Origin of the sequence: Xanthomonas sontii, from assembly GCF_040529055.1 — a bacterium.
Lineage (GTDB): Bacteria > Pseudomonadota > Gammaproteobacteria > Xanthomonadales > Xanthomonadaceae > Xanthomonas_A > Xanthomonas_A sontii.
In genome coordinates, this window is record NZ_CP132342.1 from 2,070,688 (window position 1) to 2,091,789 (window position 21,102).

Annotated in this window: 18 protein-coding genes; 8 read left to right on the forward strand and 10 right to left on the reverse strand. The window is 70.9% G+C overall.

All coding sequences use genetic code 11. The annotated features are described in order from the left end of the window. Window positions 1-10 precede the first annotated feature (10 nt). Entirely contained in the window at window positions 11-1,711 is a 1,701-nt protein-coding gene (locus RAB70_RS08760) for a ShlB/FhaC/HecB family hemolysin secretion/activation protein (RefSeq protein ID WP_148828510.1), read from the reverse strand. A gap of 266 nt (window positions 1,712-1,977) precedes the next feature. Beyond that, window positions 1,978-2,520 (reverse strand): O-acetyl-ADP-ribose deacetylase, encoded by a 543-nt coding sequence (locus RAB70_RS08765; RefSeq protein ID WP_017912991.1) that lies wholly within the window; start codon window positions 2,518-2,520, stop codon window positions 1,978-1,980. Window positions 2,521-2,645: 125 nt separating this feature from the next. On the opposite strand from RAB70_RS08765, the gene RAB70_RS08770 reads away from it, so the two are divergent. Continuing rightward, window positions 2,646-3,143, forward strand: a complete 498-nt coding sequence (locus tag RAB70_RS08770) for a hypothetical protein (RefSeq protein WP_043094959.1) — start codon at window positions 2,646-2,648, stop codon at window positions 3,141-3,143. A gap of 22 nt (window positions 3,144-3,165) precedes the next feature. On the opposite strand, the gene RAB70_RS08775 is transcribed toward RAB70_RS08770, so the two are convergent. Then, window positions 3,166-3,681, reverse strand: coding sequence for an isoprenylcysteine carboxylmethyltransferase family protein (locus RAB70_RS08775; protein WP_017908605.1), 516 nt, complete (start codon window positions 3,679-3,681; stop codon window positions 3,166-3,168). Between the two features lie 252 nt (window positions 3,682-3,933). On the opposite strand from RAB70_RS08775, the gene RAB70_RS08780 reads away from it, so the two are divergent. After that, the gene (locus RAB70_RS08780; protein WP_043094962.1) at window positions 3,934-5,034 is read left to right on the forward strand and encodes a nucleoside hydrolase; all 1,101 of its coding nucleotides are present in this window, start codon (window positions 3,934-3,936) and stop codon (window positions 5,032-5,034) included. Between the two features lie 119 nt (window positions 5,035-5,153). Further along, the gene (locus tag RAB70_RS08785; RefSeq protein WP_148828509.1) at window positions 5,154-5,540 is read left to right on the forward strand and encodes a tetratricopeptide repeat protein; all 387 of its coding nucleotides are present in this window, start codon (window positions 5,154-5,156) and stop codon (window positions 5,538-5,540) included. A gap of 51 nt (window positions 5,541-5,591) precedes the next feature. Here RAB70_RS08785 and cysK read toward each other — a convergent pair whose 3' ends face one another. Both cysK and cobA read right to left on the reverse strand, forming a co-directional pair. After that, window positions 5,592-6,551 carry a cysteine synthase A gene (gene cysK, locus RAB70_RS08790; protein ID WP_148828508.1) on the reverse strand — a complete coding sequence of 320 codons (960 nt, stop codon included), beginning with the start codon at window positions 6,549-6,551 and terminating at the stop codon, window positions 5,592-5,594. A 29-nt stretch (window positions 6,552-6,580) separates the two neighbouring features. After that, the gene (gene cobA, locus RAB70_RS08795) at window positions 6,581-7,771 is read right to left on the reverse strand and encodes a uroporphyrinogen-III C-methyltransferase (RefSeq protein ID WP_148828507.1); all 1,191 of its coding nucleotides are present in this window, start codon (window positions 7,769-7,771) and stop codon (window positions 6,581-6,583) included. A gap of 167 nt (window positions 7,772-7,938) precedes the next feature. On the opposite strand from cobA, the gene RAB70_RS08800 reads away from it, so the two are divergent. Together RAB70_RS08800 and RAB70_RS08805 are read left to right on the forward strand one after the other, a co-directional pair. Further along, on the forward strand, window positions 7,939-8,922 hold the full coding sequence (locus RAB70_RS08800) for a LysR family transcriptional regulator (RefSeq protein ID WP_017914513.1): 984 nt from the start codon (window positions 7,939-7,941) through the stop codon (window positions 8,920-8,922). 330 nt (window positions 8,923-9,252) lie between these two features. After that, on the forward strand, window positions 9,253-9,840 hold the full coding sequence (locus tag RAB70_RS08805; protein WP_017908488.1) for a phospholipid scramblase-related protein: 588 nt from the start codon (window positions 9,253-9,255) through the stop codon (window positions 9,838-9,840). Between the two features lie 346 nt (window positions 9,841-10,186). On the opposite strand, the gene RAB70_RS08810 is transcribed toward RAB70_RS08805, so the two are convergent. Both RAB70_RS08810 and arsC read right to left on the reverse strand, forming a co-directional pair. After that, complete coding sequence (locus tag RAB70_RS08810; RefSeq protein WP_148828506.1) at window positions 10,187-11,389, reverse strand: GAF domain-containing sensor histidine kinase; 1,203 nt, start codon at window positions 11,387-11,389, stop codon at window positions 10,187-10,189. 133 nt (window positions 11,390-11,522) lie between these two features. After that, on the reverse strand, window positions 11,523-11,948 hold the full coding sequence (arsC, locus tag RAB70_RS08815; protein WP_148828505.1) for an arsenate reductase (glutaredoxin): 426 nt from the start codon (window positions 11,946-11,948) through the stop codon (window positions 11,523-11,525). Window positions 11,949-12,359: 411 nt separating this feature from the next. Here arsC and RAB70_RS08820 point away from each other — a divergent pair, with 411 nt between their 5' ends. The 3 genes from RAB70_RS08820 (at window position 12,360) to RAB70_RS08830 (ending at window position 16,302) form a co-directional block, all read left to right on the forward strand. Beyond that, complete coding sequence (locus RAB70_RS08820) at window positions 12,360-12,764, forward strand: DUF2946 family protein (protein ID WP_148828504.1); 405 nt, start codon at window positions 12,360-12,362, stop codon at window positions 12,762-12,764. A gap of 68 nt (window positions 12,765-12,832) precedes the next feature. Beyond that, window positions 12,833-14,887 (forward strand): TonB-dependent receptor, encoded by a 2,055-nt coding sequence (locus RAB70_RS08825; RefSeq protein WP_148828503.1) that lies wholly within the window; start codon window positions 12,833-12,835, stop codon window positions 14,885-14,887. Beyond that, window positions 14,887-16,302, forward strand: a complete 1,416-nt coding sequence (locus RAB70_RS08830; protein ID WP_148828502.1) for a PepSY domain-containing protein — start codon at window positions 14,887-14,889, stop codon at window positions 16,300-16,302. Before RAB70_RS08825 ends, RAB70_RS08830 begins: the two co-directional genes overlap by 1 nt. A 303-nt stretch (window positions 16,303-16,605) precedes the next feature. Here RAB70_RS08830 and RAB70_RS08835 read toward each other — a convergent pair whose 3' ends face one another. The 3 genes from RAB70_RS08835 to RAB70_RS08845 form a co-directional block, all read right to left on the reverse strand. Further along, a complete protein-coding gene (locus RAB70_RS08835; protein WP_148828501.1) occupies window positions 16,606-17,346 on the reverse strand; it encodes a phosphoadenylyl-sulfate reductase in 741 nt (246 codons plus the stop codon). Continuing rightward, the gene (cysI, locus tag RAB70_RS08840) at window positions 17,343-19,067 is read right to left on the reverse strand and encodes an assimilatory sulfite reductase (NADPH) hemoprotein subunit (protein ID WP_148828500.1); all 1,725 of its coding nucleotides are present in this window, start codon (window positions 19,065-19,067) and stop codon (window positions 17,343-17,345) included. The genes RAB70_RS08835 and cysI overlap by 4 nt, the downstream gene beginning before the upstream one ends. Window positions 19,068-19,185: 118 nt before the next feature. Beyond that, entirely contained in the window at window positions 19,186-21,063 is a 1,878-nt protein-coding gene (locus RAB70_RS08845; protein WP_148828499.1) for an assimilatory sulfite reductase (NADPH) flavoprotein subunit, read from the reverse strand. Between the last annotated feature and the right edge of the window lie 39 nt (window positions 21,064-21,102).

Below are 21,102 nucleotides of genomic sequence, written 5' to 3' on the forward strand. Positions count from 1 at the left end.
GATCCCCAGGTCAGAAGGTCAGGCCGAAGCGGGCCCAGTAGCGCACATCCTTGCCGTCGCCCGGCTTGGTGGTGCCGGTGGGCTTGGCCGCGGCCAGATCGAACGAGAGTCCGTGCCAGTCGGGCAGCCGGAAGCTGAGGCCGACGCCGGCGCCCTCGAAGGTGGTGACGCTGTCGTACACCGCGCGGTTGGCGCCGTTCGGGTAGACCCGGCCGTAGTCGTAGAACACGCTGGCGGTCAGCAGCTGACCCCAGGCGTGGCCGCCGAACGGCGAGGCGGCGCTGGCGAAGCCTGGTGCGTCCACCTGGTACTCCAGGCCGGAGTCGAAGCCGCGGTCGCCGAGCGCGGCGCCGAGCGGGAAGGCGCGCACGCTGGTCGGTCCGCCCAGCGAGAACTGCTCCAGCGGGGTCAGGGTGTCGTCGCTGTACTGGCCGTTGACGCGCAGCTGCAGGCGTTGCGTGGCGGTCAGCCCCTGCAGCCGGGTGTAGCTCAGGCGCGCGACGGTGAAGTGGCGGTCGTGGCGGGCGTACAGGTAATCGGTCTGCGGCGAATCGTCGTCGAGCGCGCCGCGCACGCTGAGCTGCAGCAGGTCGATGGCGTGGAGCCGGCGGTCGTCGTGGCGCACGCTGGTGCCGAGTTCGGCCACGTCGAATTTCTGCTTGGACAGCAGCACGCCCAGGCCCTGCAGGCGCGAGCTTTCCTTGACCAGGTGCAGCCAGCTCTGCACGCGCCAGGCATCGGAATTGACGAACTTCCAGTCCAGGCCCAGCGCGCTCTGCTGGGTCGGGCCCTGGATGTCGAGCGCGGCGAACGCGCCGTTGTCGAGGTTGACCACGCTGCGCGTGTAGGACGCGCTGGCGCTGAGGCCGTCGACGCCGGCGATCGGCACCTGGTAGGCGAGGCTGCCCTGCCAGGTATTGGCCGGATCCAGCGCATAGGCGTAGCTGGCGGACAGGTGGTCGCCCAGACCGAGCGGGTTGTTCCAGTCCACACCCACCTGGGCGCGGTAGCGGCCGATGCTCGGGGTGCCGTAGTTGCTGGCGCCGACGCTGACCTGCAGCGGGCGCTCCTCGCTGGCCTGGATCACCACGTCGGTCTCGCCGGGGTTGGCGCCGGGCTTGAGCACGGAGGTGGCGGACACGCCCGGCAGGTCGCGGGTGTACAGCAGCGCCGACTGCAGATCCTGCTGGCGCAGGATCTGGCCCTGCAGGGCCAGGGCAGGGCTGGCGATCAGGCGGTCGTCGTAGCGGCGCGCGCCCTCGACGGTGATCTTGCCGACCCGGCCTTCGACCACGCGGATCTCGACCACCTGGTCCGGCCCCAGGGTCTGCACCGGCAGATATGCCCGGGCGACCAGGAAGCCGGCCTGGCGGTAGGCCTGGGTCAGCGTGTCGGCGATCTGCTGCAGTTGCGCGAAGCTGAGCTGGGCCGGCAGCGTGCCGCCGCCGAGTGCGCGCAGGCGGGCGTCGGCCAGCGCCTGCAGGCGCGCCGGATCGATCTGCTCGCGCGGATGGTCGCCGACGCCAGTGACGCGGATCGCCTGTACCGCGATCGGCGCCGCGGCGTCGTTGGTGCTGGTACCGGTGGCCGGGGCGGCCTCCTGGGCCAGCGCCGTCGCGCAGGTCAGCGTCAAGGCCAGGCCGGCGGCCCACGGAAGCACGAACAGGGCATTCGCCAGCGTACTCGGACGCGGACGGCAAGAAATCGTCATGGTGTTAAGGTGGCGTTAGGGTTGAGGCTCGCGCAATGTAGCCTTCCCACCGCCGATCAATCTGAGCGAATCTGAGCGCGCGATCACTCTTTGCACGGCCCCCCGACACGGTGTCGGGATAATCCCCACAGCACGCTGTGCCAGCGCCGGGCGCTGGGCGGCCGCCATCTCAGTGAATCAGGGCGTGCCTGCGCCCGGGTGGAACGCAGGCCCTGTGGTGATTCGCGGGTAGTCGCCGGATCTCTGAGAGCGTCCGGGTCGACCGCTCAGGCTGCAGTGGCGCACTGCGCGTCGCGCAACGCCTGCCGGTACGCCTTGGCGGTGGCGTCGTTGTAGGCCACCAGGATGATCCGCTTGGGCACCGCATGCGCGCGCTGCCAGGCGTCGGTCTCGGCCACCGCGATACGCGCGGCCTGGTGCAGCGGGTAACCGTAGACGCCGCAGCTGATCGCCGGAAACGCCACCGAGTGCAGGCCCATCTGCTCGGCCAGGCGCAGGGCGCGCCAGTAGCAGTTTGCGAGCAAGGCCGGTTCGTTGTGGGCGCCGTCGCGCCACACCGGACCGACGGTATGCAGCACGTGCCGCGCCTTGAGCTGGTGACCCGCGGTGGCGCGCACCTCGCCGACCGGGCAGCGTACGCCCGGCTTGAGTTCCGGCAGGCGCCGGCATTCTTCCAGCAGTTCCGGGCCGGCGGCACGGTGGATGGCGCCGTCCACGCCGCCGCCACCGAGCAGGGACTCGTTGGCGGCGTTGACGATCGCGTCCACGTCGAGCTGGGTGATGTCGCCTTGCCAGATTTCGATCTTCATGCGCCGATCTTTAGGGGAGCCGAATGATGGATGCGTGAGGGTGTCGCCACCGCCGCCGCGCGCTGCCACGGCCGCTTAACCGGCCAGCGGCAAGACTGACGCGCTCCCATCTCAGCACTTGCGACATGAACCCGAACCCGCCGCCGCCACAGGTCGCCGATGCCCTCGCGCAGGGCCAGATCATCAAAGCGATCAAGCTGCTGCGCGCGCACAGCGGCATGGACCTGCGCAGTGCGAAGGAGCAGGTCGATGCCTGGCTGCTGGCCGGCGCGGCGCGCACGGTGACGGAGATGCTCGACCGCCACGCCTCCGCTGCCGCAGCAGGCGCGACACCGGCAACGTCGGCCCCGGCGCAAACGCCGACCGAGGAACGGCGCCTGCCTCCGGCGGCGGAACTGGCGCTGCGCCGCGGCGAGCGGCGCACGGCTGCCAAGCTGGTGTTCGAGCACTATCCGGACATGTCGCTGCGCGAGGCACTGGAGATGGTGCAGCGGCATCTGCGCTCGGCGCCGACGCTGGGGGCTGCCTCGACCGTGGCCGCCGGCGACCGTGGTGGGGCCTGGCGTTGGGTGCTGCTGGCGCTGTTGCTGGCTGCGGCGGCGGCCTGGTGGCTGGCGCGCTGAGGCATGCCGACGCGGCCAGTGGCTACAGCCAGCGCGCGACCTGCGCGCAGTAGCGCGCATAGGCACTGCCGAAGCGTTCGCGCAGGCGCGCTTCCTCGTAGGGGATGACCACCCGCTGCAAGGCCAGCAGCGGCAAGGGCAGCAACAGCGCCGACCACGGCCAGCCGATCTGCACGCTCAGGCCGAGGTAACTCAGGGTCAGGCTGACGTACATCGGGTTGCGGGTCAGCCGGTAGGGCCCGTGGCAGACCAGGTGCGAGGGCGCGCGCTCGGGCAGCAGGGTGGTGCGGTCGCGCGCGAACAGCACGAAGCACCAGCACGCCAGCAGCAGGCCGGCGAGCGCGACGGCGCCGCCGCCCAGTTGCAGCCAGGCCAGTGCAGCGCCCTGCGGCAACGGCAACGGCAGCGCGTGCTGCAGGCTGGCGCCGAGCAGCAGCGCCAGCAGGAAATGCGCCGGCGAGGTCGTGCGCACCAGCAACGGCACGCGCGCTTGCGCGCGTGCGGGCGGTGGATCGGTGCGGTCGGTTCGGTCGTGCATGCAGTCCTTCCCTGGTTCGGTTGCGGCCGCGCAAGTTTACGCGGCTGCCCACGGCGTCCGCGCGCGCGCGTCACGAATGGGCACGGGCGCGACCCGGCAGTGCCTCGTCGTGCGTGGCAGTGCGCGCAAACCCGATTACCCTAGCGCCCGTGCGGTACGTCGCAGACGCTTGCGTTCGACGTGTCGCGTCGTTCCGCGTCGATCGCACCCGACGCGCCGGTCGTCCCCCTTCCGCCACCACTGTCCTGCCTCATGCCAATCGCTTCCGCCAGCAGCACCGCCGCCCCGCGCCGCCGGGTCATCCTCGAAGACGACATCGACGGCTTCACTCCCGCGCAGCTGTTGCTGCTGCAATCGCCCGAGGTGGAGGTGCTGGGCATCTCGGTGGTCAGCGGCAACATCTGGCGCGACGAAGCGCTGGCGCATACCCGGCGCCTGCTCGAGATCGCCGGGCGCGGCGAAGTGCCGGTGCTGCCCGGCCCGGTGTTCCCGCTGCTCAACAGCGAGGTGGCCACCGAGCGCTGGGAAGCGCTGTACGGCAAGTTGCTGTGGAAGGGCGCCTGGACCCGGCAGTGGGTCGAGCACGACACCGTGCAGAGCGCACCGCGCTACCACGCGCACGACGTGGTCCCGGACTTGCCGCTGGGCAATCCCACCGTGGTGCAGGCGGCCAGCGAGCCGGCCGCCTTGTTCATGATCCGCAAGGTGCGCGAGTTCCCCGGCGAGGTCAGCATCGTCGCCACCGGGCCGCTGACCAATCTGGCCCTGGCGCAGCGGCTCGATCCCGACTTCGCCACGCTGGCCAAGGAACTGGTGTACATGGGCGGCAGCCTCAATCCGCGGCAGCGCCGCGACAGCGTGTCGGCGGCGCAGTTCGCGCGCGAGTTCGTCAATTCGCCGCGGCGCGAGTTCAACATCCGCTGGGATCCGGAGGCGGCCAGCATCGTGATGCGCGCGCCGTGGCGGCGCATGGTGATGGTGCCGGTGGATCCGTCCACCGCCACCGAACTGACCCCGCAACTGCTGGCGCGGATGGGCGCCGCCGACACGCCGATCGGCCATGCGCTGCGCCGGCGCGAACCGGGCTTCCCGATGTGGGACGAACTGGCCACCGCGGTGTGGCTGCGCCCGGAACTGGCTACCGTCAGCGAGACGCTGTACGTGGACACCAACACCGAGTTCGGCGCCGGCTATGGCGACATCCTGTCGTGGGCGCCGGGCTACCAGCCGGGCCTGGGCGAGCAGGCGCAGCAGGTGGTGCGCGAGGTCGACGTGGCCGCCATCGAGCAGTTGCTGGTGGAGCGGCTGACCGCGCCGCAGCCGCCGGCGCTGGGCGCGCCGCTGCCGGGCTGAGGCATGGCGCATGCGGATGTGCAGTCCGCTGCACGCCACGGCGTCTTGGTGCGCAGCGGGCTCGTCGTCCTGCCGCTCGCGTGCGGGGCAGGCGGGACGCCGGCCTGCGGTGTGCCGGCATGAGCGTATCCGTGCCCGACGACCGCCTCGCGCAGGCGAAGGCCTTGGTCATGGCAGCGTTCCGGGAGCCGCAGCGTGCCGATGCGCTGCTGGCCGAGGCCGAGGCACTTGTGCGCGCCGCGGCCAGAGCGGCACCCGCCGATCCACGCCCGCTCACCTGTCTGGGCGCGGTGCTGTGCGATCGCGGGCACTACCGGCGGGCAGCGGCGGCACTGCGCCGCGCCGTGCGCCTGCAGTCCGACGATCGCAGCACCTACTTCAATCTGGGCGTGGCCTTGCTCAACGTGGGCCAGCAGGCCGAAGCCATGGCCGCGTTCCGGCACGCGGCCAGCCTGCGCGCCGCGCCGATATCGTGGACGGCGTACTTCGATCCGCACGCACAATAGCGATGCCGCGCCGATGCGGCAGCGCCAGGGCGCATGCCTGCCGCTGCGCGCTTACGGCAGGCCGGCCAGCCAGTCGTCGTCGCTGCCTTCGTTGATGTCGGCGAACAGCGGCGTGGAGAAGTAGCGCTCGCCGGTATCCGGCAGCATCGCCAGGATCACCGCGCCGGGCGCCGCGGTTTCGGCCACACGCAGCGCGGTGGCCACCGTGCCGCCGCCGGAGATGCCGGTGAAGATGCCTTCCTCGGCGGCGAGGCGGCGCGACACCGTGATGGCGTCGGTGTCTTCCACGCTCAGCACCTCGTCGTAGACCTCGCGGTTGAGCACCTCGGGCACGAAATCCGGCGTCCAGCCCTGGATCTTGTGCGGCTTCCACTCCTGGCCCTGCAGCAGGGCCGCGCCGACCGGTTCGGTGGCGGTGATGTGTACTTCCGGACGCGCGAGCCGCAGCACTTCGCCGACGCCGGTGAGGGTGCCGCCAGTGCCCCAGCCGCTGACGAAATGGTCGAGCCGGCGGCCGGCGAAGTCGCGCAGGATTTCCGCGGCGGTGGTGCTGCGGTGGTAGGCCGGATTGGCCGGGTTGGCGAACTGCCGGGCCAGGAACCAGCCGTGCTGCCTGGCCAGTTCCTCGGCCTTGCGCACCATGCCGCTGCCGCGCTCGGCGGCCGGGGTCAGAATCACCTTGGCGCCGTAGGCGCGCATCAGCTTGCGGCGCTCGATCGAGAAGGTCTCCACCATCGTCGCCACGAACTTGTAGCCGCGTGCGGCGGCGACCATCGCCAGCGCCACGCCGGTATTGCCGGAGGTCGCTTCGACGATGGTGTCGCCGGGCTTGAGCAGGCCGCGCGCCTCGGCGTCGAGCACGATCGCCAGGGCCAGGCGGTCCTTGACCGAGCCGCCGGGATTGAAGGCTTCGACCTTGACGTACAGGTCCACGTGCGCCGGCGCCAGCCGCTGCAGCTTGACGATCGGGGTGTGGCCGATGGTGTCGAGGATGTTGTCGTAGATGGCCATGGGCAAGGTCTCCGGGAATGGGGGGCGGGTCAGGCGGCGTGGGCCAGGGTAGGCGCCGCCTGCTTCGGGGAAGGTGAGGGCAGCGCGTGCAGCGGGGCGGTGCCGAACCAGTGCAGGGCGTCGGCCAGCGCGGCCACCTCGCCCAGGATCAGCAGCGCCGGCGCACGCACGGCATGCGCGCGGGCGGTGTCGGGCAGGTCGGCGAGGGTGCCGCGCACCACCCGCTGCTCGGCACGCGAGCCGTTCTCGACCAGCGCGAACGGCGTGCTGGCGGCGCGACCGGCGGCGAGCAGGCGCGTGCGCACCGTGTCCAGGCCGGCCACGCCCATGTACACCGCCAGCGTCTGCCGCTCCTGTGCCAGCGCGGCCCAGTCCAGCGTGTCCAGCGAGGCCTTGCAGTGCGCGGTGACCAGGCGCAGCGATTGCGCGTGGTCGCGATGGGTCAGCGGGATGCCGGCGTAGGCGGCGCAGGCCAGCGCGGCGGTGATGCCGGGCACCACCGCGTAGTCCACGCCGTGCGCGCGCAGGTATTCCAGTTCCTCGCCGCCGCGGCCGAACACGAACGGGTCGCCGCCCTTCAGCCGCACCACCCGGCGTCCGCGCCGCGCGTGTTCCAGCAGCAAGGCATGGATCTGCTCCTGCGCCACGCTATGGCCGTCGGCCGACTTACCGACGGCGATGCGCTCGGTGCCGGCCGGCACGAGCTGCAGGATCGCGGCGCTGACCAGGCGGTCGTGCAGGACCACGTCGGCCTGGCGCAGGGCGTGCAGCGCGTGGCCGGTGAGCAGGCCGGGATCGCCGGGCCCGGCGCCGACCAGGGTCACGCTGCCTGGGCGCAGCGGCAGCGCCTGCTGTGCGGCGGTCTCGGCGGCAGCGGCATTGGCCGCGGACGCCGGCTCGGCTGGCACGGCTTGCGCCAGCACCCGCCGCGCGGCCGCGGCCTGCAGCGCCTGGCGGTTGGCCATGGTGTCCTCGCTTGCGGCGATCAGGTACCAGATGCTGTCCAGCCAGGCGCTGTCGAAGGCGCCTTGCAGCCAGGCCAGCCGTCCCTGCGCGGCCAGCGCATGCAAGCCCGGGGTCAGGGTCGGCGCGACCACCCGTGGCAGGGCGCCGGCGGCGAGCAGTGTCTGCAACTGGCGCTCGGCGGCCGCGCCGCCGCCGATCACCAGCACGGCCCGGTCGCGCAGGTCCGGATACAGGGCAATCGGGGCAGGGCTCACAGGGACGGCTCGCAACGCAGGGCAGGCGGGAGCGACGACCGTAGCGCCGGCTCATAGCCCCAGGAAATGACTTCATGCCCAAGGCAGATAGCTTTCGGTTATAAGGTGAAAGGCCGAATTCCACTACAGTCGAGCGTCCCGCCAGGCGGCGCCTCGCCCTCGTCCCGATGACGCTGACCCAACTCCGCTACCTCGTCGCCATTGCCGATGCCGATCTGAACATCACCCTGGCGGCGGCGCGCGTGCATGCCACCCAGCCGGGGCTGTCCAAACAACTCAAGCAACTGGAGGACGAACTGGGCTTCCTGTTGTTCGTGCGCAAGGGCCGCAGTCTGGAGACGGTGACTCCGGCCGGGCGCGAGGTGATCGAGCGCGCGCGTGCGGTGCTGGCCGAGGCCAACAACATCCGCACCTACGCCGCCAACCAGCGCCGCGAGAGCCAGGGCCAACTGACCCTCACCACCACCCACACCCAGGCGCGCTTCGTGCTGCCGCCGGCGGTGGCGCAGATCAAGCAGGCCTATCCTCAGGTCAGCGTGCACCTGCAGCAGGCCGCCGAGAGCGCGGCGCTGGACCTGCTCAGCCAGGGCGATGCCGACATCGCCATCGTCAGCACCGCCGGCACGGCGCCGGCCGCCGGCATCGCCGTGCCGCTGTACCGCTGGCGGCGGCTGGTGCTGGTGCCGCGCGGGCACGCGCTGGACGTGCCCAAGCGGGTGCCGGACATGGCCGCGCTGGCGGCGCAGCCGTTGATCAGCTACGAATCCTCCACGCGCGCCGGCTCCTCGCTGCAGCGCGCCTTCGGCCGGCTCGGGCTGGAGCCGCGGATCGCGCTGACCGCGCTTGACGCGGACCTGATCAAGACCTACGTGCGCACCGGACTCGGCGTGGGCCTGCTGGCGGAAATGGCGGTGAGCGCCAACGACACCGACCTGCGCGCGTGGCCGGCGCCGCCGGAGATTCCCGACTGCATCGCCTGGGCGGTGCTGCCGCGCGACCGCGTGCTGCGCGACTACGCGCTGGAACTGGTGCACGTGCTGGCGCCGCAGATCGACACCCGCGACCTGCGTCGGGTGATGGAAGGCAACCAGCAGCCGGACTGGCCGGCGCCGCCGAGCTGGGAAGATCTGACTCAGACCATTACCAGTTGAAGCCGGGAATGTTGAAGCCGGGAATGGGGAATCGGGACTGGGGAATCGCGACAGCGGCGTCCTTTGATCGATACGTCGATTGGCTTCGGACAGACGTCTGGCAAAAGAAGTAAGGGCAACGGTGTCGCGGCCTGCACTGGAATGAAGACCCCGCACCGGCGTGGTTGCCTGCCGTGCGCGTTGCCGCAGCGCGAGTCGCCCCCTATCATGCGGCCCGCGCTGCCGCCCGGCAGACCGCGACCCTGGACGTGCCGGCGGCTGTCGGCACCGCGCCGCCGCTGTGCGGCCGTCGCCCAGGGCGCGTCGACTTTCCCAACGCAAGGACGCCCGATGCATCCTGTTCTCCAGCACAACCTGTTCTTCGTCAAGGAACAGGTCGGCATGTTCAAGGCCGCCAACAACTACGACGTGTTCGATCCGCACAGCAACCGCAAGCTGCTGGAATGCCGCGAGCCGAACCTGGGCGTGTTCACCAAGATCTTCCGGTTCACCGACTACAAGCGCATGACCCCGTTCCAGGTGGAAGTGCGTACTCCGGATGGACAGAAGGTGCTGACGGTCAAGCGCGGCTTCTCGCTGTTCCTGTCCAAGGTCGAGGTGCTGGACGAGCGCGATCGGCTGGTCGGTTCCTTCAGCCAGAAGTTCTTCTCCATCGGCGGCAAGTTCGACGTGCTCGATGCCCAGGGCGCGCCGGTGTGCACCCTGCGCGGCAAGTGGACCAGCTGGGATTTCCGTTTCGTGCAGGGCGAGCGCGAACTGGCCCAGGTCTCGAAGAAGTGGGCCGGGCTGGGCAAGGAACTGTTCACCAGCGCCGACAACTACATGCTGTCGATCGCCGAGAGCCTGCCGGCCGAGGATCCGCGGCGGATCCTGATCATGGCGGCGGTGCTGTGCATCGATATGGTGTTGAAGGAATGATGGTCGAAGAGCCGGGAATGGGGAATCGGGATTGGGGAATCGCGGTGAAGCCGGGAATGGGGAATCGGGATTGGGGAATCGGGATTGGGGAATCGCAAAAGCTGGATTCCCGCGGCTGCTGCACCCTGGCCCCTCGCACTGAGCGGCGCTGGCCATTGTGGGAGGGACTTCAGTCCCGACTGCATGCTGCCGGAAGACCTCAGTACCTCACTGTTCCCTGCCAAGCCTTAGCGACTCAACGCTGCGCGGCTGCGCTTGACATCTTCCTTCTCCCCCCGGGAGAAGGTGCCCCGAAGGGGCGGATGAGGGTACGGTCGCCAGTGCCAGTAACCGCACTCAGCGCAGCTCAGGCGTCCGTGCTCGCCGCCGGCAGCAGCACGGTGAAGCGGCTGCCGTGGCCCGGCTGGCTGCGCACTTCCACGGTGCAACCCAGGGTCTCGGCGGCGCGGCGCACGATCCACAGGCCCAGGCCGAGGCCGTCGCTGCGCGGGTCGGCCTGGCGGAAGGCCTGGAACAGCGTGCGCAGGCCCTCTTCGTCCATACCGATGCCGCGGTCGATGATCTCCACCGCCACCTGGTCGCCGCGGCGCCGGCAGCCGATCAGCACCTTGCCCTGCGCGGTGTACTTGACCGCGTTACCGAGCAGGTTGCCGAGCAACGTGGACAGCAAGGCCGCGCTGCTGAGCACGCGCAAGGACGTCGGCACGCTGCGCAGCTGCACGCCCTTGGCCGCGGCCTGCGGCTGCCAGGTGGCCAGGATCGGTGCCAGCACGTCGGTCAGGGCCAGGGTCTGCAGTGCCGGCAGGCGCAGCTCGCCGGCGGCGGCGTTGGTGGCGAGCTGGTCGAGCCCGCTGGCCACCTGGTTCAAGGCGGTGCGTGCGGTCTCCAGCGAACCATCCTGCGCCGCGTCCTGCTGGCGCTGCAGCTTGCTCAGCGCATAGGACGCGGTACGCAGCGGGGTCTTCAGGTCGTGGCCGGCGATGGCCATCAGGCGACTGCGGTAATGGTTGGATTCCTGCGCCAGATGCAGCGCCTTGCGCAGTTCCAGTTGGCCCATCGCCTGCCGCGCCAGCGCGCGCAGCGCTTCGATCTGCTCGTAGCTGAGCTGGCGCGGGCGCCGGTCCAGCACGCAGACGGTGCCCAGGGCCAGGCCGTCGGAGGTCTTCAGCAGCGCGCCGGCATAGAAGTGCAGGCGCATCTCGCCGGTGACCAGCGGATTGCAGGCGAAGCGCGGGTCCTCGCGGGTATCCGGCACCAGCAGCAGGTCGTCCTCGAGCAAAGCGTGCGCGCACAGCGAGGTCGCCAGCGGCGTTTCGCGCGTGCCCAGCCCGATCTCGCTCTTGAACCACTGGCGCTCGCTGTCGATCAGGTTGACCACCGCGATCGGCGCCTGGCAGATCAGCCCGGCCAGCCGGGTGATGTCGTCGAACGCCGGCTCGCGCGGGGTGTCCAGGATCGCGTAGCTGTGCAAGGCGTCCAGCCGCAGCGCTTCGTTGCGGGGCTTGGCCGCGCAATAGACCGGGTCGGCGGCGGGTTCGACGGGAGACATGCGGCGCGACTCGGGCGGAAAGGCACGCAGTCTATGGTACCTGTCACGGTTTTTGCCGACGCGGCTTTCACATGGTGCTCGCGTGCGCTGCACCTGCGCTTAGCGAATCGGCTGCGCAGGCGGTGTCGCCTGGTCAGCCCACCCAGCGTCCCTGCGCGTCGACCAGCGGCGTCCCGTCCTCCTTGGCGAAGGCGCCGCGCTGCGGCGTCGGCAGGATTTCCAGCACCGTCTCCGACGGCCGGCACAGGCGCGTGCCCAGTGGGCTGATCACGATCGGCCGGTTGAGCAGGATCGGGTGCTGCAGGATGGCCTCCAGCAGCGCGTCATCGTCCAGCGTCGGGTCGTCCAGTCCCAGTTCGGCGTAGGGCGTGCCCTTCTGCCGCATCAGGTCGCGCAGCGGCAGCCCGCTGGCCGCCGCCAGCGTCTGCAGGGTGGCGCGATCCGGCGGCGTCTTCAAATACTCGATCACGGTCGGCTCGACGCCGCTGTTGCGGATCAGCCCGAGCACATTGCGCGAGGTGCCGCAGGCGGGGTTGTGGTAGATCGTGATCGTGGGCATGGGCGGCTCGCTGAGTGGGACGGAACAGGGTGGCGGCCGTGCCGGAATCCTCCACGCGGCCGCGGCCGATGGTGCCGCAATCGCGGCGCCATGCAAGCGCCGCGCTCGCCGGACACGGCGGTGCGCGGCGCCCGCGATGGTCGCCGCCGCGTCGGAAACGCCGGCCCGTCGTCGATCTGCAGAGAGCGCATGGTCCGGCCAGGCAACGGACGGACCACCTTGCCGGGCGCCTGGGCGGCGGCAGGACGATGGCGATGCGGCCGTGCTCCGGGGGCGGTCGCGGCCGCTGGGGCTTCGGTCTACCGACCGAGGACGCTGCCGGTCCGGCACCGCCACGACGTGCATGCGTCACTTCGCCGCACACGGCATCGCACGCGTTTCAATGGCCGTCGCTCCCTCTAGAATGCGCCGATGGTCCGTCTCCGCCAGCTGCCGTCGTGTTGGGCCGCGCTCGCCGCGCTGGCGCTCGGCTTGCTGCTGCTGGCGCCGCCGATCAGCCAGTGGCGGCAGGCACGGGCCGAGGCGGCCACACTGCAGGATCAGGCGCTGTGCACCAGCGGCGGCCTGCGCCTGGCGGCGCTGGCGGGAGCCGTCTCGGCGGCGCATGGCGGCCACCACGACGATGCCGGCCTGGCGCACGCGCCGGCCTGCGATTACTGCCTGCTCGCCGCGCGGCTGCTGCCGTGGGTAGTGCTGTTGCTGGCGTTGCTGCCCTGGCGCTGTCCGCCAGTGCCGGTGGCGGCGCGGCACAGCCTTGTCGTCACGGCCACCGCACGCCGCGCACACCCGCCGCGCGGACCACCGCTGTTCTCCTGATCCACGGGTTGCCGTTTCCGTGCCGCGGCGCCGCTGCGGCACGCCCTCGTGCCGATGGAGTTTTCGCCATGTTCCGTTTTCCTGCCATGCCACCGGTGGTGGCGTGCTGTTGTGTGTGTCTCGCTGCGGCCGCGCCCGCCCATGCCGCCGACGCGCCGCCCGGCACCGCCGGCGATTCCGTGCTGACCCTGGGCAAGGTCCAGGCCGTCTCGCCGCTCGCCGCCGGTTTCAGCGCGCGCAGCGTGTTCAGTTCCGTCGACATCCTCGGCGGCGACCTGTTGCAGGACCAGCACGTGGACTACAGCTGGGAATTGCTGATGCGCGCGCCCGGCGTGCAGGTGACCCAGTTCAAGATGGGCACCGACGCCGGGCGCTTCTCCTTCCGCGGCTTCAACGGCGAAGGCCGGGTCAATGCGGTCAAGCTGCTGATCGACGGCGTGCCCAGCAACGACAATGCCGGCGCCATGCCGTACCTGGATGCGGTGTTCCCGCTGGACATCGCCGCGATCGAGATCGTGCGCGGCACCAACGACCCGCGCTACGGCCTGAACGCGATCGCCGGCAGCGTCGACGTGCTGACCCGCAGCGGCGGCAACGACGGCCGCGCCAGCGTCACCGTCGGCAGCTTCGGCACCCGCGAGGTGCAGGCGACGCAGGGCATCGAGCGCGGCGCCTGGAGCCAGAACTACTTCGCCGCCTGGCGCGACAGCGACGGCTACCGCGACCACGCCGACGCGCGCAAGCATGCGTTCGCCGGCAAGTGGTTCTACACCGATCCGGACGGGCGCTGGCGTGCCGGACTCAGCGCGCGCGACTACCGCAACACGGCGCTGGAGGCGGGGTATCTGGACTACGCCACCGCGCAGCGCGCGCCACGCAGTTCGCCCGACTACGCGCGCGACGACCGCAGCCAGCGCCACACCACGCAGGTGTCGCTGCACCTGGACGCGCGCCTGGCCGAGACCGTGCAGGGCAGCGCCAAGGCGTACCGGAACCGCTACGACAACCAGCGCTGGGTGCGCTTCACCGCGGCCGGTGCGCAGCAGGAGCGCGACACCGACGAGCGCCAGCGCGGCGTGCTGGCCAGGCTCAGCTGGCGCCCGGCGCTGGCCCGTGCCGACGCCTTCGCGCTGGAGGGCGGGGTCGACGCGCAGTGGCAGGACAACCTCTCGCAGCGTTATCGCACGGTGGCACGCGTGCGCACCGCGCCGTTGCGCGACTGGGACTTCGATCTGCATACCGAAGGGGCCTACGTGCAGGCGGTGCTGCGCCCGACCGAACGCCTGCAACTGGTGCCGGGCTATCGGGTGGATCGCGTCAGCGGGCAGTTCCGCGACGTCGCCAGCGGCGCGCGCTATCCGACCTACGCCTACGGCACGATCCGCCAACCCAAGTTCAGCGCGGTGTACGCGCTCACTGGGCAGGCCAGCCTGTACGCCAACATCGGCCGCACGTTCCAGATCGGCAGCGGCAACGGCGCCTACCGTACCCAGGCGCGCAACCTGGCACCGTCCTACAACGATGGCTGGGAGACCGGCCTGAAGTTCGCCGGTGCGCAGCAGCGCTGGGACGCACGCGTGGCCTACTGGGAGCAGCGCGCCTCCGACGAAGTGGCCACCATCCTGGGCGTGAACGGCAGCGTCGGCACCGGCGAGGTCGGTAACGTCGGCAAGACCCTGCGCCGCGGCTGGGATGCGCAACTGAACCTGCGTCCGGACGAGCGCTGGACGCTGTGGCTGGCGTATTCGCGGCAGCGCGCGGTCATCGTCACCCCCGACCCGAGCGCGCCGGCCACACGCGGCAAGGAAATCGAGAACGTGCCGCACTACCTGGCCAACGCCGGCATCGACTGGCAGGCCACGCCGCGGCTGACACTGTCGGCCTGGGGCAACGCACAGGGCGATTACTACGTGGAGCGCAGCAACACCCTCGGCCGCTACGGCGGCTACGCGCTGGCCAATCTCGGCGCGACCTGGCGCTGGCGTGCGCAGCGCGAAGTGTCGCTGCAACTGAAGAACCTGACCGACCGGCACTACGTCTACGCCTGGTACGACAGCGGGTCCTCCGGCTACTCGCCCGGCGACGGCCGCGCGCTGTATGCCACGCTGAGCTGGGGCTGGTGATGGCGACGCACTCTCCCGCTTCCGCTGTGGCGCCGGCACGCTTCTACCGCGCCGTGTGGCGCTGGCATTTCTATGCCGGCCTGCTGGTACTGCCGCTGCTGGTCTGGCTGGCGTTGACCGGTGCGGCCTTCGTCTATCAGCAGCCGATCGACGGCTACTTCCACCGCGCGCTGAAGACCGTGCCGGTACCCGCCCACGCGCAGACGCTGGCGCCGCAGCGGCTGCTGGACGCGGCGCTGGCCGCGCAACCGGGCCACGCACTGCGCTACACCACGCCGCCGCGGCGCGATGCCTCGGCGGAAGTGACCATCGCCACCGCCGATGGCCGCCGCGAGGTCGTGTACGTGGACCCGTACCGGGCGCGGGTGCTGGGGCAGTTGCCCGAGCACGGCACCGTGGCCTGGACGATCCGCCGCCTGCACAGCCTCGACTACGTCGGCTGGTTCGCCAATGCGCTGATCGAGGTGGCCGCTGGCTGGGCGATCCTGCTGGTGTTCACCGGCGTGTACCTGTGGTGGCCGCGCGGGCGCCGCGGCGGCGTGACCACGGTGCGCGGGCGGCCGGCGCAGCGGCTGTTCTGGCGCGATCTGCATGCGCTTACCGGCAGCGTGGTCGGGGTGCTGCTGCTGTTCCTGGCGCTGACCGGGATGCCGTGGTCGTGGTTCTGGGGCGCGCAGGTCAACCGCCTGGCCAATGGTCATCACTACGGCTATCCGTCCGGGCTGCGGGTGGACCTGCCGATGTCGACGCAGCGGCTGAGCGACAGCGAGGTGCCGGCGTGGTCGCTACGCCAGGCGCGCCTGCCGCAGTCGTCGCCGCCGGCCGCGGACCCGCACGCGGCGCACGGCGCGCATGGCGGCATGGCCGACATGCCGGACGCCATGCCGGCGGCGGGCGCGATCGGCCTGGATGCGGCGGTGGCGCGGTTCCAGGCGCGCGGCATCGCACCGGGCTACAGCGTGGCGCTGCCGCGCGGCGTGCGTGGGGTCTATACCGCTTCGGTGTATCCGCCGGACCTGGCGCAGCAACGGGTGATCCATCTGGACCAGTACAGCGGCCAGGTGCTGCTGGATATGCGCTATGCAGACTACGGCCCGCTGGCCAAGACGCTGGAGTGGGGCATCAACGTGCACCTGGGCCAGGAGTACGGTGTGCTCAACCAGATCGTGCTGATCGTGGCCTGCCTGGGCATCGTGCTGCTGTGCGTGAGCGCGGCGGTGATGTGGTGGAAGCGGCGCCCGCAGGGCGGGCTCGGGGTGCCGCCGCTGCCTGCGGACCGGCGCACGCTGCGCGGCGTGGTCGCGCTGCTGGTGCTGGGCGGGATGCTGTTTCCGCTGGTGGGTGTGTCCTTGCTGCTGATGCTGGCGCTGGACTGGGTGCTGGTGCTGCGGCGGGAGCCGGTGGTGGGGGCTTAGCAGGTCGATGTCGGAATGTGCTGTGATGCTGCCGCGATAAGCCGATCCATCGGCGCATCCGACTTGTTGCAGTCGGGACTGAAGTCCCTCCCACAAAGAGCGATCCGCGGTCATTGTTGCCGTCAGCCTTGCACTGGAGATAAGGGGCTGTCTCTGTAGAGGCGGCTTCAGCCGCGACCGGGCGTTCCCATGAAACCCGGTCGCGGCTGAAGCCGCTCCTAAGGGAAAGACGCGGTGTGGCCGGTAACGCCTGTCGCAGTTGACGCCGCGTCTACAAAAAGCCCGAACGTGTGCTGGCGTGTCTCACAGATCCTCGTGGATCCCGCACTCGCGCTTGAGGCCGAAGAAGCGGGTGTCTTCCTCGCGCATGCCCGGTTCCCAGCGGCGGGTGGTGTGGAAATCGCCGATGGAGACGTAGCCCTGTTCCCACAGCGGGTGATAGGGCAGGTCGTGCTGCTGCATGTATTGCCACAGGTCGCGATCGCTCCAGTCGGCGATCGGATTGATCTTGTAGCGCTCGCCGCGCTTCTGCACGAACGGGGTCTGCGCGCGGCTGTCGGACTGGCTGCGGCGCAGGCCGGTGAACCAGGTGCCGACCCTCAGTTCGTCCAGGGCGCGGCGCATCGGCTCGACCTTGCGCAGATTGTTGTACTGCTCGATGCCGACCATGCCCTGTTCCCACAGGCGGCCGTGGCGCGCTTCCATCCAGGCGCGGCTGACCAGCGGGCGATAGATCTTGAGGTTGAGCTTGAGCCGCTCGGTCAGCGCGTCGGCGAAGCGGTAGGTCTCGGCGAACAGGTAGCCGGTGTCGATCAGGATCACCGGGATGTCCGGTCGCTGCCGGGTCAGCAGGTGCAGTGTGGCGGCCGATTGCGCGCCGAAGCTGGACGACAGCGCCGCTTCGGCCGGGCCGTGCTGCAACGCCCAGGCCACGCGCTCCGGCGCGGACAGCGTCGCCAGCAGCGCATTGGCGGCATCGAGATCCAGGGCCGGCACCGGTGCGTTGGCGGAGGCGTCTTGGGAGGCGGCGGGCAGAGCGCTCATGCGTGCAGTTCCGACGGAATCAGGTGACGGTGGTTGGGATAGGCGGGCAACTCGACCACGCCGGTGCGGTGCAGGAAATCGCCGAAGCGCTCGTCCTCATGCCGCTCGTTGGCATAGCGCGCGAACAGCGGTTCCAGCGCGGCGAGGATCTCCGGCTCGGCGATGTTCTCGCGGTAAAGGGTGTTGAGGCGCTGGCCGCGGTGGTCGCCGCCGAGCATCAGGTTGTAGCGGCCCGGCGCCTTGCCGACCAGGGCGATCTCGGCCAGGTACGGCCGCGAGCAGCCGTTCGGGCAACCGGAGAGGCGCAGCAGGATCGGCGCGTCCTGCAGGCCGTGGCGCGCCAGCAATGGCTGCAACTGCGCGGCGAAGGCCGGCAGGTAGCGCTCGGCCTCGGCCATCGCCAGGCCGCAGGTGGGCAGGGCCACGCAGGCCATGGCCGCGCGCGCCAGCGCGGTGGGTGCGCGGTTGCCGGCGTCCAGCGCATGCGCGCGCACCAGCGCGTCGATCGCCTCGCGTTGCGCCGCGGGGATGCCGGCGATCACCAGGTTCTGGTTCGCGGTCATGCGGAAGTGCGCGCCGTCGCCAGTGTCGCGCAGCTGCGCGGCGATCGCGCGCAGGCCGCTGAGGTGCTGTGCGCCGTCGGCGTGGTCGGCGATGCGCCCGGCCGGCAGCGACAGGGTCAGGTGCCAGCGGCCGTCCTCGCCAGCCTGCCAGCCGGCGCGGTCGCCGTTGTGCTCGAAGGCGAAGTCGCGCGTGGGCTGCAGGCGCACGCCGGCACGGCGCTCGATCTCCGCCAGCACCGTGTCCAGGCCGTGGTCGTCGATGGTGTACTTGAAGCGCGCGCGCTTGCGCACGGTGCGGTTGCCCAGGTCGCGCTGGGTGGTCACCACCGCGGTAGCGATATCGAGCAGGTGCGCGCGGTCGATGAAGCCGACCACGTTGGCCACGCGCGGGTAGGTCTCCGCATCGCCATGGCTGGCGCCCATGCCGCCGCCGAGGCTGACGTTGTAGCCGGCCAGCGTGCCGTCGGCGTCGAGCACCCCGATGAAGCCCAGATCGTTGGCGAACACGTCCACGTCGTTGACCGGCGGCAGCGCGAAACCGATCTTGAACTTGCGCGGCAGGTAGGCGTTGCCGTAGATCGGCTCGTCCTCCTGGCCGCTGCCGGCGACCTGCTCCTCGTCCAGCCAGATCTCGTAGTAGGCGCGGGTGTTGGGCAGCAGGTATTCGGACACGCGCGCGGCGTCGGCGTAGAGCGTGGCGTGTGCCTGCGATGCCAGCGGATTGGCGGCGACCTGCACGTTGCGGTTGACGTCGCCGCAGGCGGCCAGGGTGTCGATCAGCGCGGCGTTGATCGCCTGCATGGTCGCCTTCAGCTCGCGCTTGATCACTCCGTGGAACTGGAACGCCTGACGCGTGGTGACGCGCAGCGAGTGGTTGCCGTAGGTGGTGGCGATGGCATCGAGCTTGAGCCACTGCACCGGATCGACCACCCCACCCGGGGTGCGCGTGCGGATCATGAACTGGTAGGCCGGCTCCAGCTTCTGCCGGCGCCGCTCCTCGCGCAGGTCGCGGTCGTCCTGCTGGTAGCTGCCGTGGTACTTGATCAGGGTCTGATCGTCCTCGCGCAGCGCCCCGGTGACCGGATCGGCCAGGCTCTGCAGCAGCGACCCGCGCAAGCGCTGGCTGTGGTGCTTGATGTCTTCGACGGAGTGGGACATTGGGCAGGGAATCGAGAATAGGGAATAGGGAATGGCAAGAGCTGGTGCGTCGGATTATGGAAAGCCCGTCGAGGCCGGCTGTTGCCCATTCCCCATTCCCGTTTCCCGATTCCCCGCCTCAATAGACATCACGCGCATACCGCCCCTCCCGCTGCAGTTGGCTGAGGTAGGCGGCGGCGTCCTCGGGGCTGCGGGCGCCGTGTTCGGCGACGATGTGCAGCAAGGTGGCGTGCACGTCCTTGCCCATGGCGATGGCCCCGCATACGTACAGGTGCGCGCCGTTCTGCAGCCAGTCGTAGACCGCGCGGCCGTGTTCGCGCAGGCGCTGCTGCACGTACACCTTGGCCGGGGCGGCAGTGCCGCGCAGCGGTTGCACGTCGCGCGAGAACGCCAGGTCCAGCCGGTGCAGTTCGCCGCTGCGCAGCGCCTGTTGCCATTCGGCCTGGTAGAGGAAGTCGCGGTTGAAGTGGCGGGCGCCGAAGAACAGCCAGTTGCGGCCGCTGGCGCCGCTCTCGGCGCGCTCCTGCACGAAGCCGCGGAACGGCGCCACGCCGGTGCCGGGGCCGATCATCAGGATGTCGCGGCTGGCGTCGGCCGGCACCCGGAAGCGTTCGTTGGGTTCGATGTACACCGGCGCGCTGTCGCCTTCGGCCAGGGCGGCCAGATAGCCGCTGGCGGCGCCGCCGTGCGCATGGCCGTGCGCGTCGTAGGCCAGCACGTCGACGGTGAGGTGGGCTTCGTCGCCGACCCGCTTGCGGCTGGAGGCGATCGAGTACAGGCGCGGGACCATCGGCCGCAGCGCCTGCAGCAGCGCGGCGTGGTCCCAATCCGCCGGCCAGCGACGCAGCACGTCGATCACTTGGTGATCGGCGAGCAGCGCCGCCAGGCCGGCGGTCTGGGTGGGGTCGAGCAGCTCGGTCAGCGCGGTCGCGCCGGCGCGTTCGGCGACCGCGCTGAGCAACGGGCGCGAGGCCCGGGTCAGTTCGCGGTGGCCGCTGAGCCACTCGTACAGGGACAGTGTCTGCCCATCGGCGGTGAGCTCGGCGTGACCGTCCAGTCGCGTCGCGGTCAACACCGCCTCGACCAGCGCAGGCGGGTTGCGATGGCGCACGCCCAGGGCATCGCCGGGTTCGTAGTGCAGGCCGCTGCCGGCCAGCGACAGCTCCAGGTGGCGTACGTCCTTGTCGGCCGGGCCGTGCGCGGCGTAGCGCGGTCCCTTGAAGTCGCGGCCGCTGATCGGCTGGTTGGCCAGCACCTCGGCGGCGAACGGCTGGGTGCGGCTCCAAGCCGTCGCCGCGGTGCCGCGCAGCGGGGTCACCGTGGCCGACGGCGCCGCGGGCGTGTGGCGGCCCAGCACGTCGCGCGCCTGCGCCAGCGCCTGCGCGCGCCATGGCGCCGCGACCGTCTCGATCTCCAGGTCGGCCTCGCCCAGCGGCAGCAGGCGCTGCGCGCCGAGTTCGGCCAGGCGTGCATCCAGGCGCCGGGCGATGCCGCAGAAATCGGCGTAGCTGGAATCGCCCAGGCCGAGCACGGCGTACTGCAGCTGCGGCAGCTTTGGCGCGCGCCGGCTCTGCAGGAACTCGACGAAGCCGATCGCATCGTCCGGCGGGTCGCCCTCGCCCTGGGTGCTGATGACCACGTACAGCAGGCGTTCGTTGCCCAGTTCGCGCGTGGGGTAGGCATCGGCGCGCAGCAGGCGCACCGCCAGCCCGGCGGCTTCGGCCTCGGCGGCCACCTGTTCGGCGGCGCGGCGCGCGTTGCCGGTCTGGCTGCCGTAGACGATGCTCAACTGCGGCGCGGGCGAGGGTGACGCGGCGGCACCGGTGACCACGGCCAGCGCCGGCGTCGCCGGCCCCTGCGCCTGGGCCAGGCCGGCGGCGTAGCCGGACAGCCACCACAGGCCGGCCGCGTCCAGGCCCTCCACGGTCCGCGCCAGCAGTGCCTTGCGCTCCTCGGGCAAGGGGCTGGGCGGCAACGCGGGCGAGGCGGCGGTCATGGCCGGTCCGGGTGTTGGGAAGGGATGACCGATGTTAGG

Excerpts from the sequence above, each read along its gene's own strand:
- RAB70_RS08805 (WP_017908488.1), top strand. The coding sequence starts at position 9,253 with ATGCATCCTGTTCTCCAGCACAACCTGTTCTTCGTCAAGGAACAGGTC.
- cysK (WP_148828508.1), bottom strand. The coding sequence starts at position 6,551 with ATGGCCATCTACGACAACATCCTCGACACCATCGGCCACACCCCGATC.
- RAB70_RS08775 (WP_017908605.1), bottom strand. The coding sequence starts at position 3,681 with ATGCACGACCGAACCGACCGCACCGATCCACCGCCCGCACGCGCGCAA.
- RAB70_RS08830 (WP_148828502.1), top strand. The coding sequence starts at position 14,887 with ATGGCGACGCACTCTCCCGCTTCCGCTGTGGCGCCGGCACGCTTCTAC.
- cysI (WP_148828500.1), bottom strand. The coding sequence starts at position 19,067 with ATGTCCCACTCCGTCGAAGACATCAAGCACCACAGCCAGCGCTTGCGC.
- RAB70_RS08800 (WP_017914513.1), top strand. The coding sequence starts at position 7,939 with ATGACGCTGACCCAACTCCGCTACCTCGTCGCCATTGCCGATGCCGAT.
- RAB70_RS08780 (WP_043094962.1), top strand. The coding sequence starts at position 3,934 with ATGCCAATCGCTTCCGCCAGCAGCACCGCCGCCCCGCGCCGCCGGGTC.
- arsC (WP_148828505.1), bottom strand. The coding sequence starts at position 11,948 with ATGCCCACGATCACGATCTACCACAACCCCGCCTGCGGCACCTCGCGC.
- RAB70_RS08760 (WP_148828510.1), bottom strand. The coding sequence starts at position 1,711 with ATGACGATTTCTTGCCGTCCGCGTCCGAGTACGCTGGCGAATGCCCTG.
- RAB70_RS08810 (WP_148828506.1), bottom strand. The coding sequence starts at position 11,389 with ATGTCTCCCGTCGAACCCGCCGCCGACCCGGTCTATTGCGCGGCCAAG.
- RAB70_RS08770 (WP_043094959.1), top strand. The coding sequence starts at position 2,646 with ATGAACCCGAACCCGCCGCCGCCACAGGTCGCCGATGCCCTCGCGCAG.
- RAB70_RS08765 (WP_017912991.1), bottom strand. The coding sequence starts at position 2,520 with ATGAAGATCGAAATCTGGCAAGGCGACATCACCCAGCTCGACGTGGAC.
- RAB70_RS08785 (WP_148828509.1), top strand. The coding sequence starts at position 5,154 with ATGAGCGTATCCGTGCCCGACGACCGCCTCGCGCAGGCGAAGGCCTTG.
- RAB70_RS08820 (WP_148828504.1), top strand. The coding sequence starts at position 12,360 with ATGGTCCGTCTCCGCCAGCTGCCGTCGTGTTGGGCCGCGCTCGCCGCG.
- RAB70_RS08835 (WP_148828501.1), bottom strand. The coding sequence starts at position 17,346 with ATGAGCGCTCTGCCCGCCGCCTCCCAAGACGCCTCCGCCAACGCACCG.
- RAB70_RS08825 (WP_148828503.1), top strand. The coding sequence starts at position 12,833 with ATGTTCCGTTTTCCTGCCATGCCACCGGTGGTGGCGTGCTGTTGTGTG.
- RAB70_RS08845 (WP_148828499.1), bottom strand. The coding sequence starts at position 21,063 with ATGACCGCCGCCTCGCCCGCGTTGCCGCCCAGCCCCTTGCCCGAGGAG.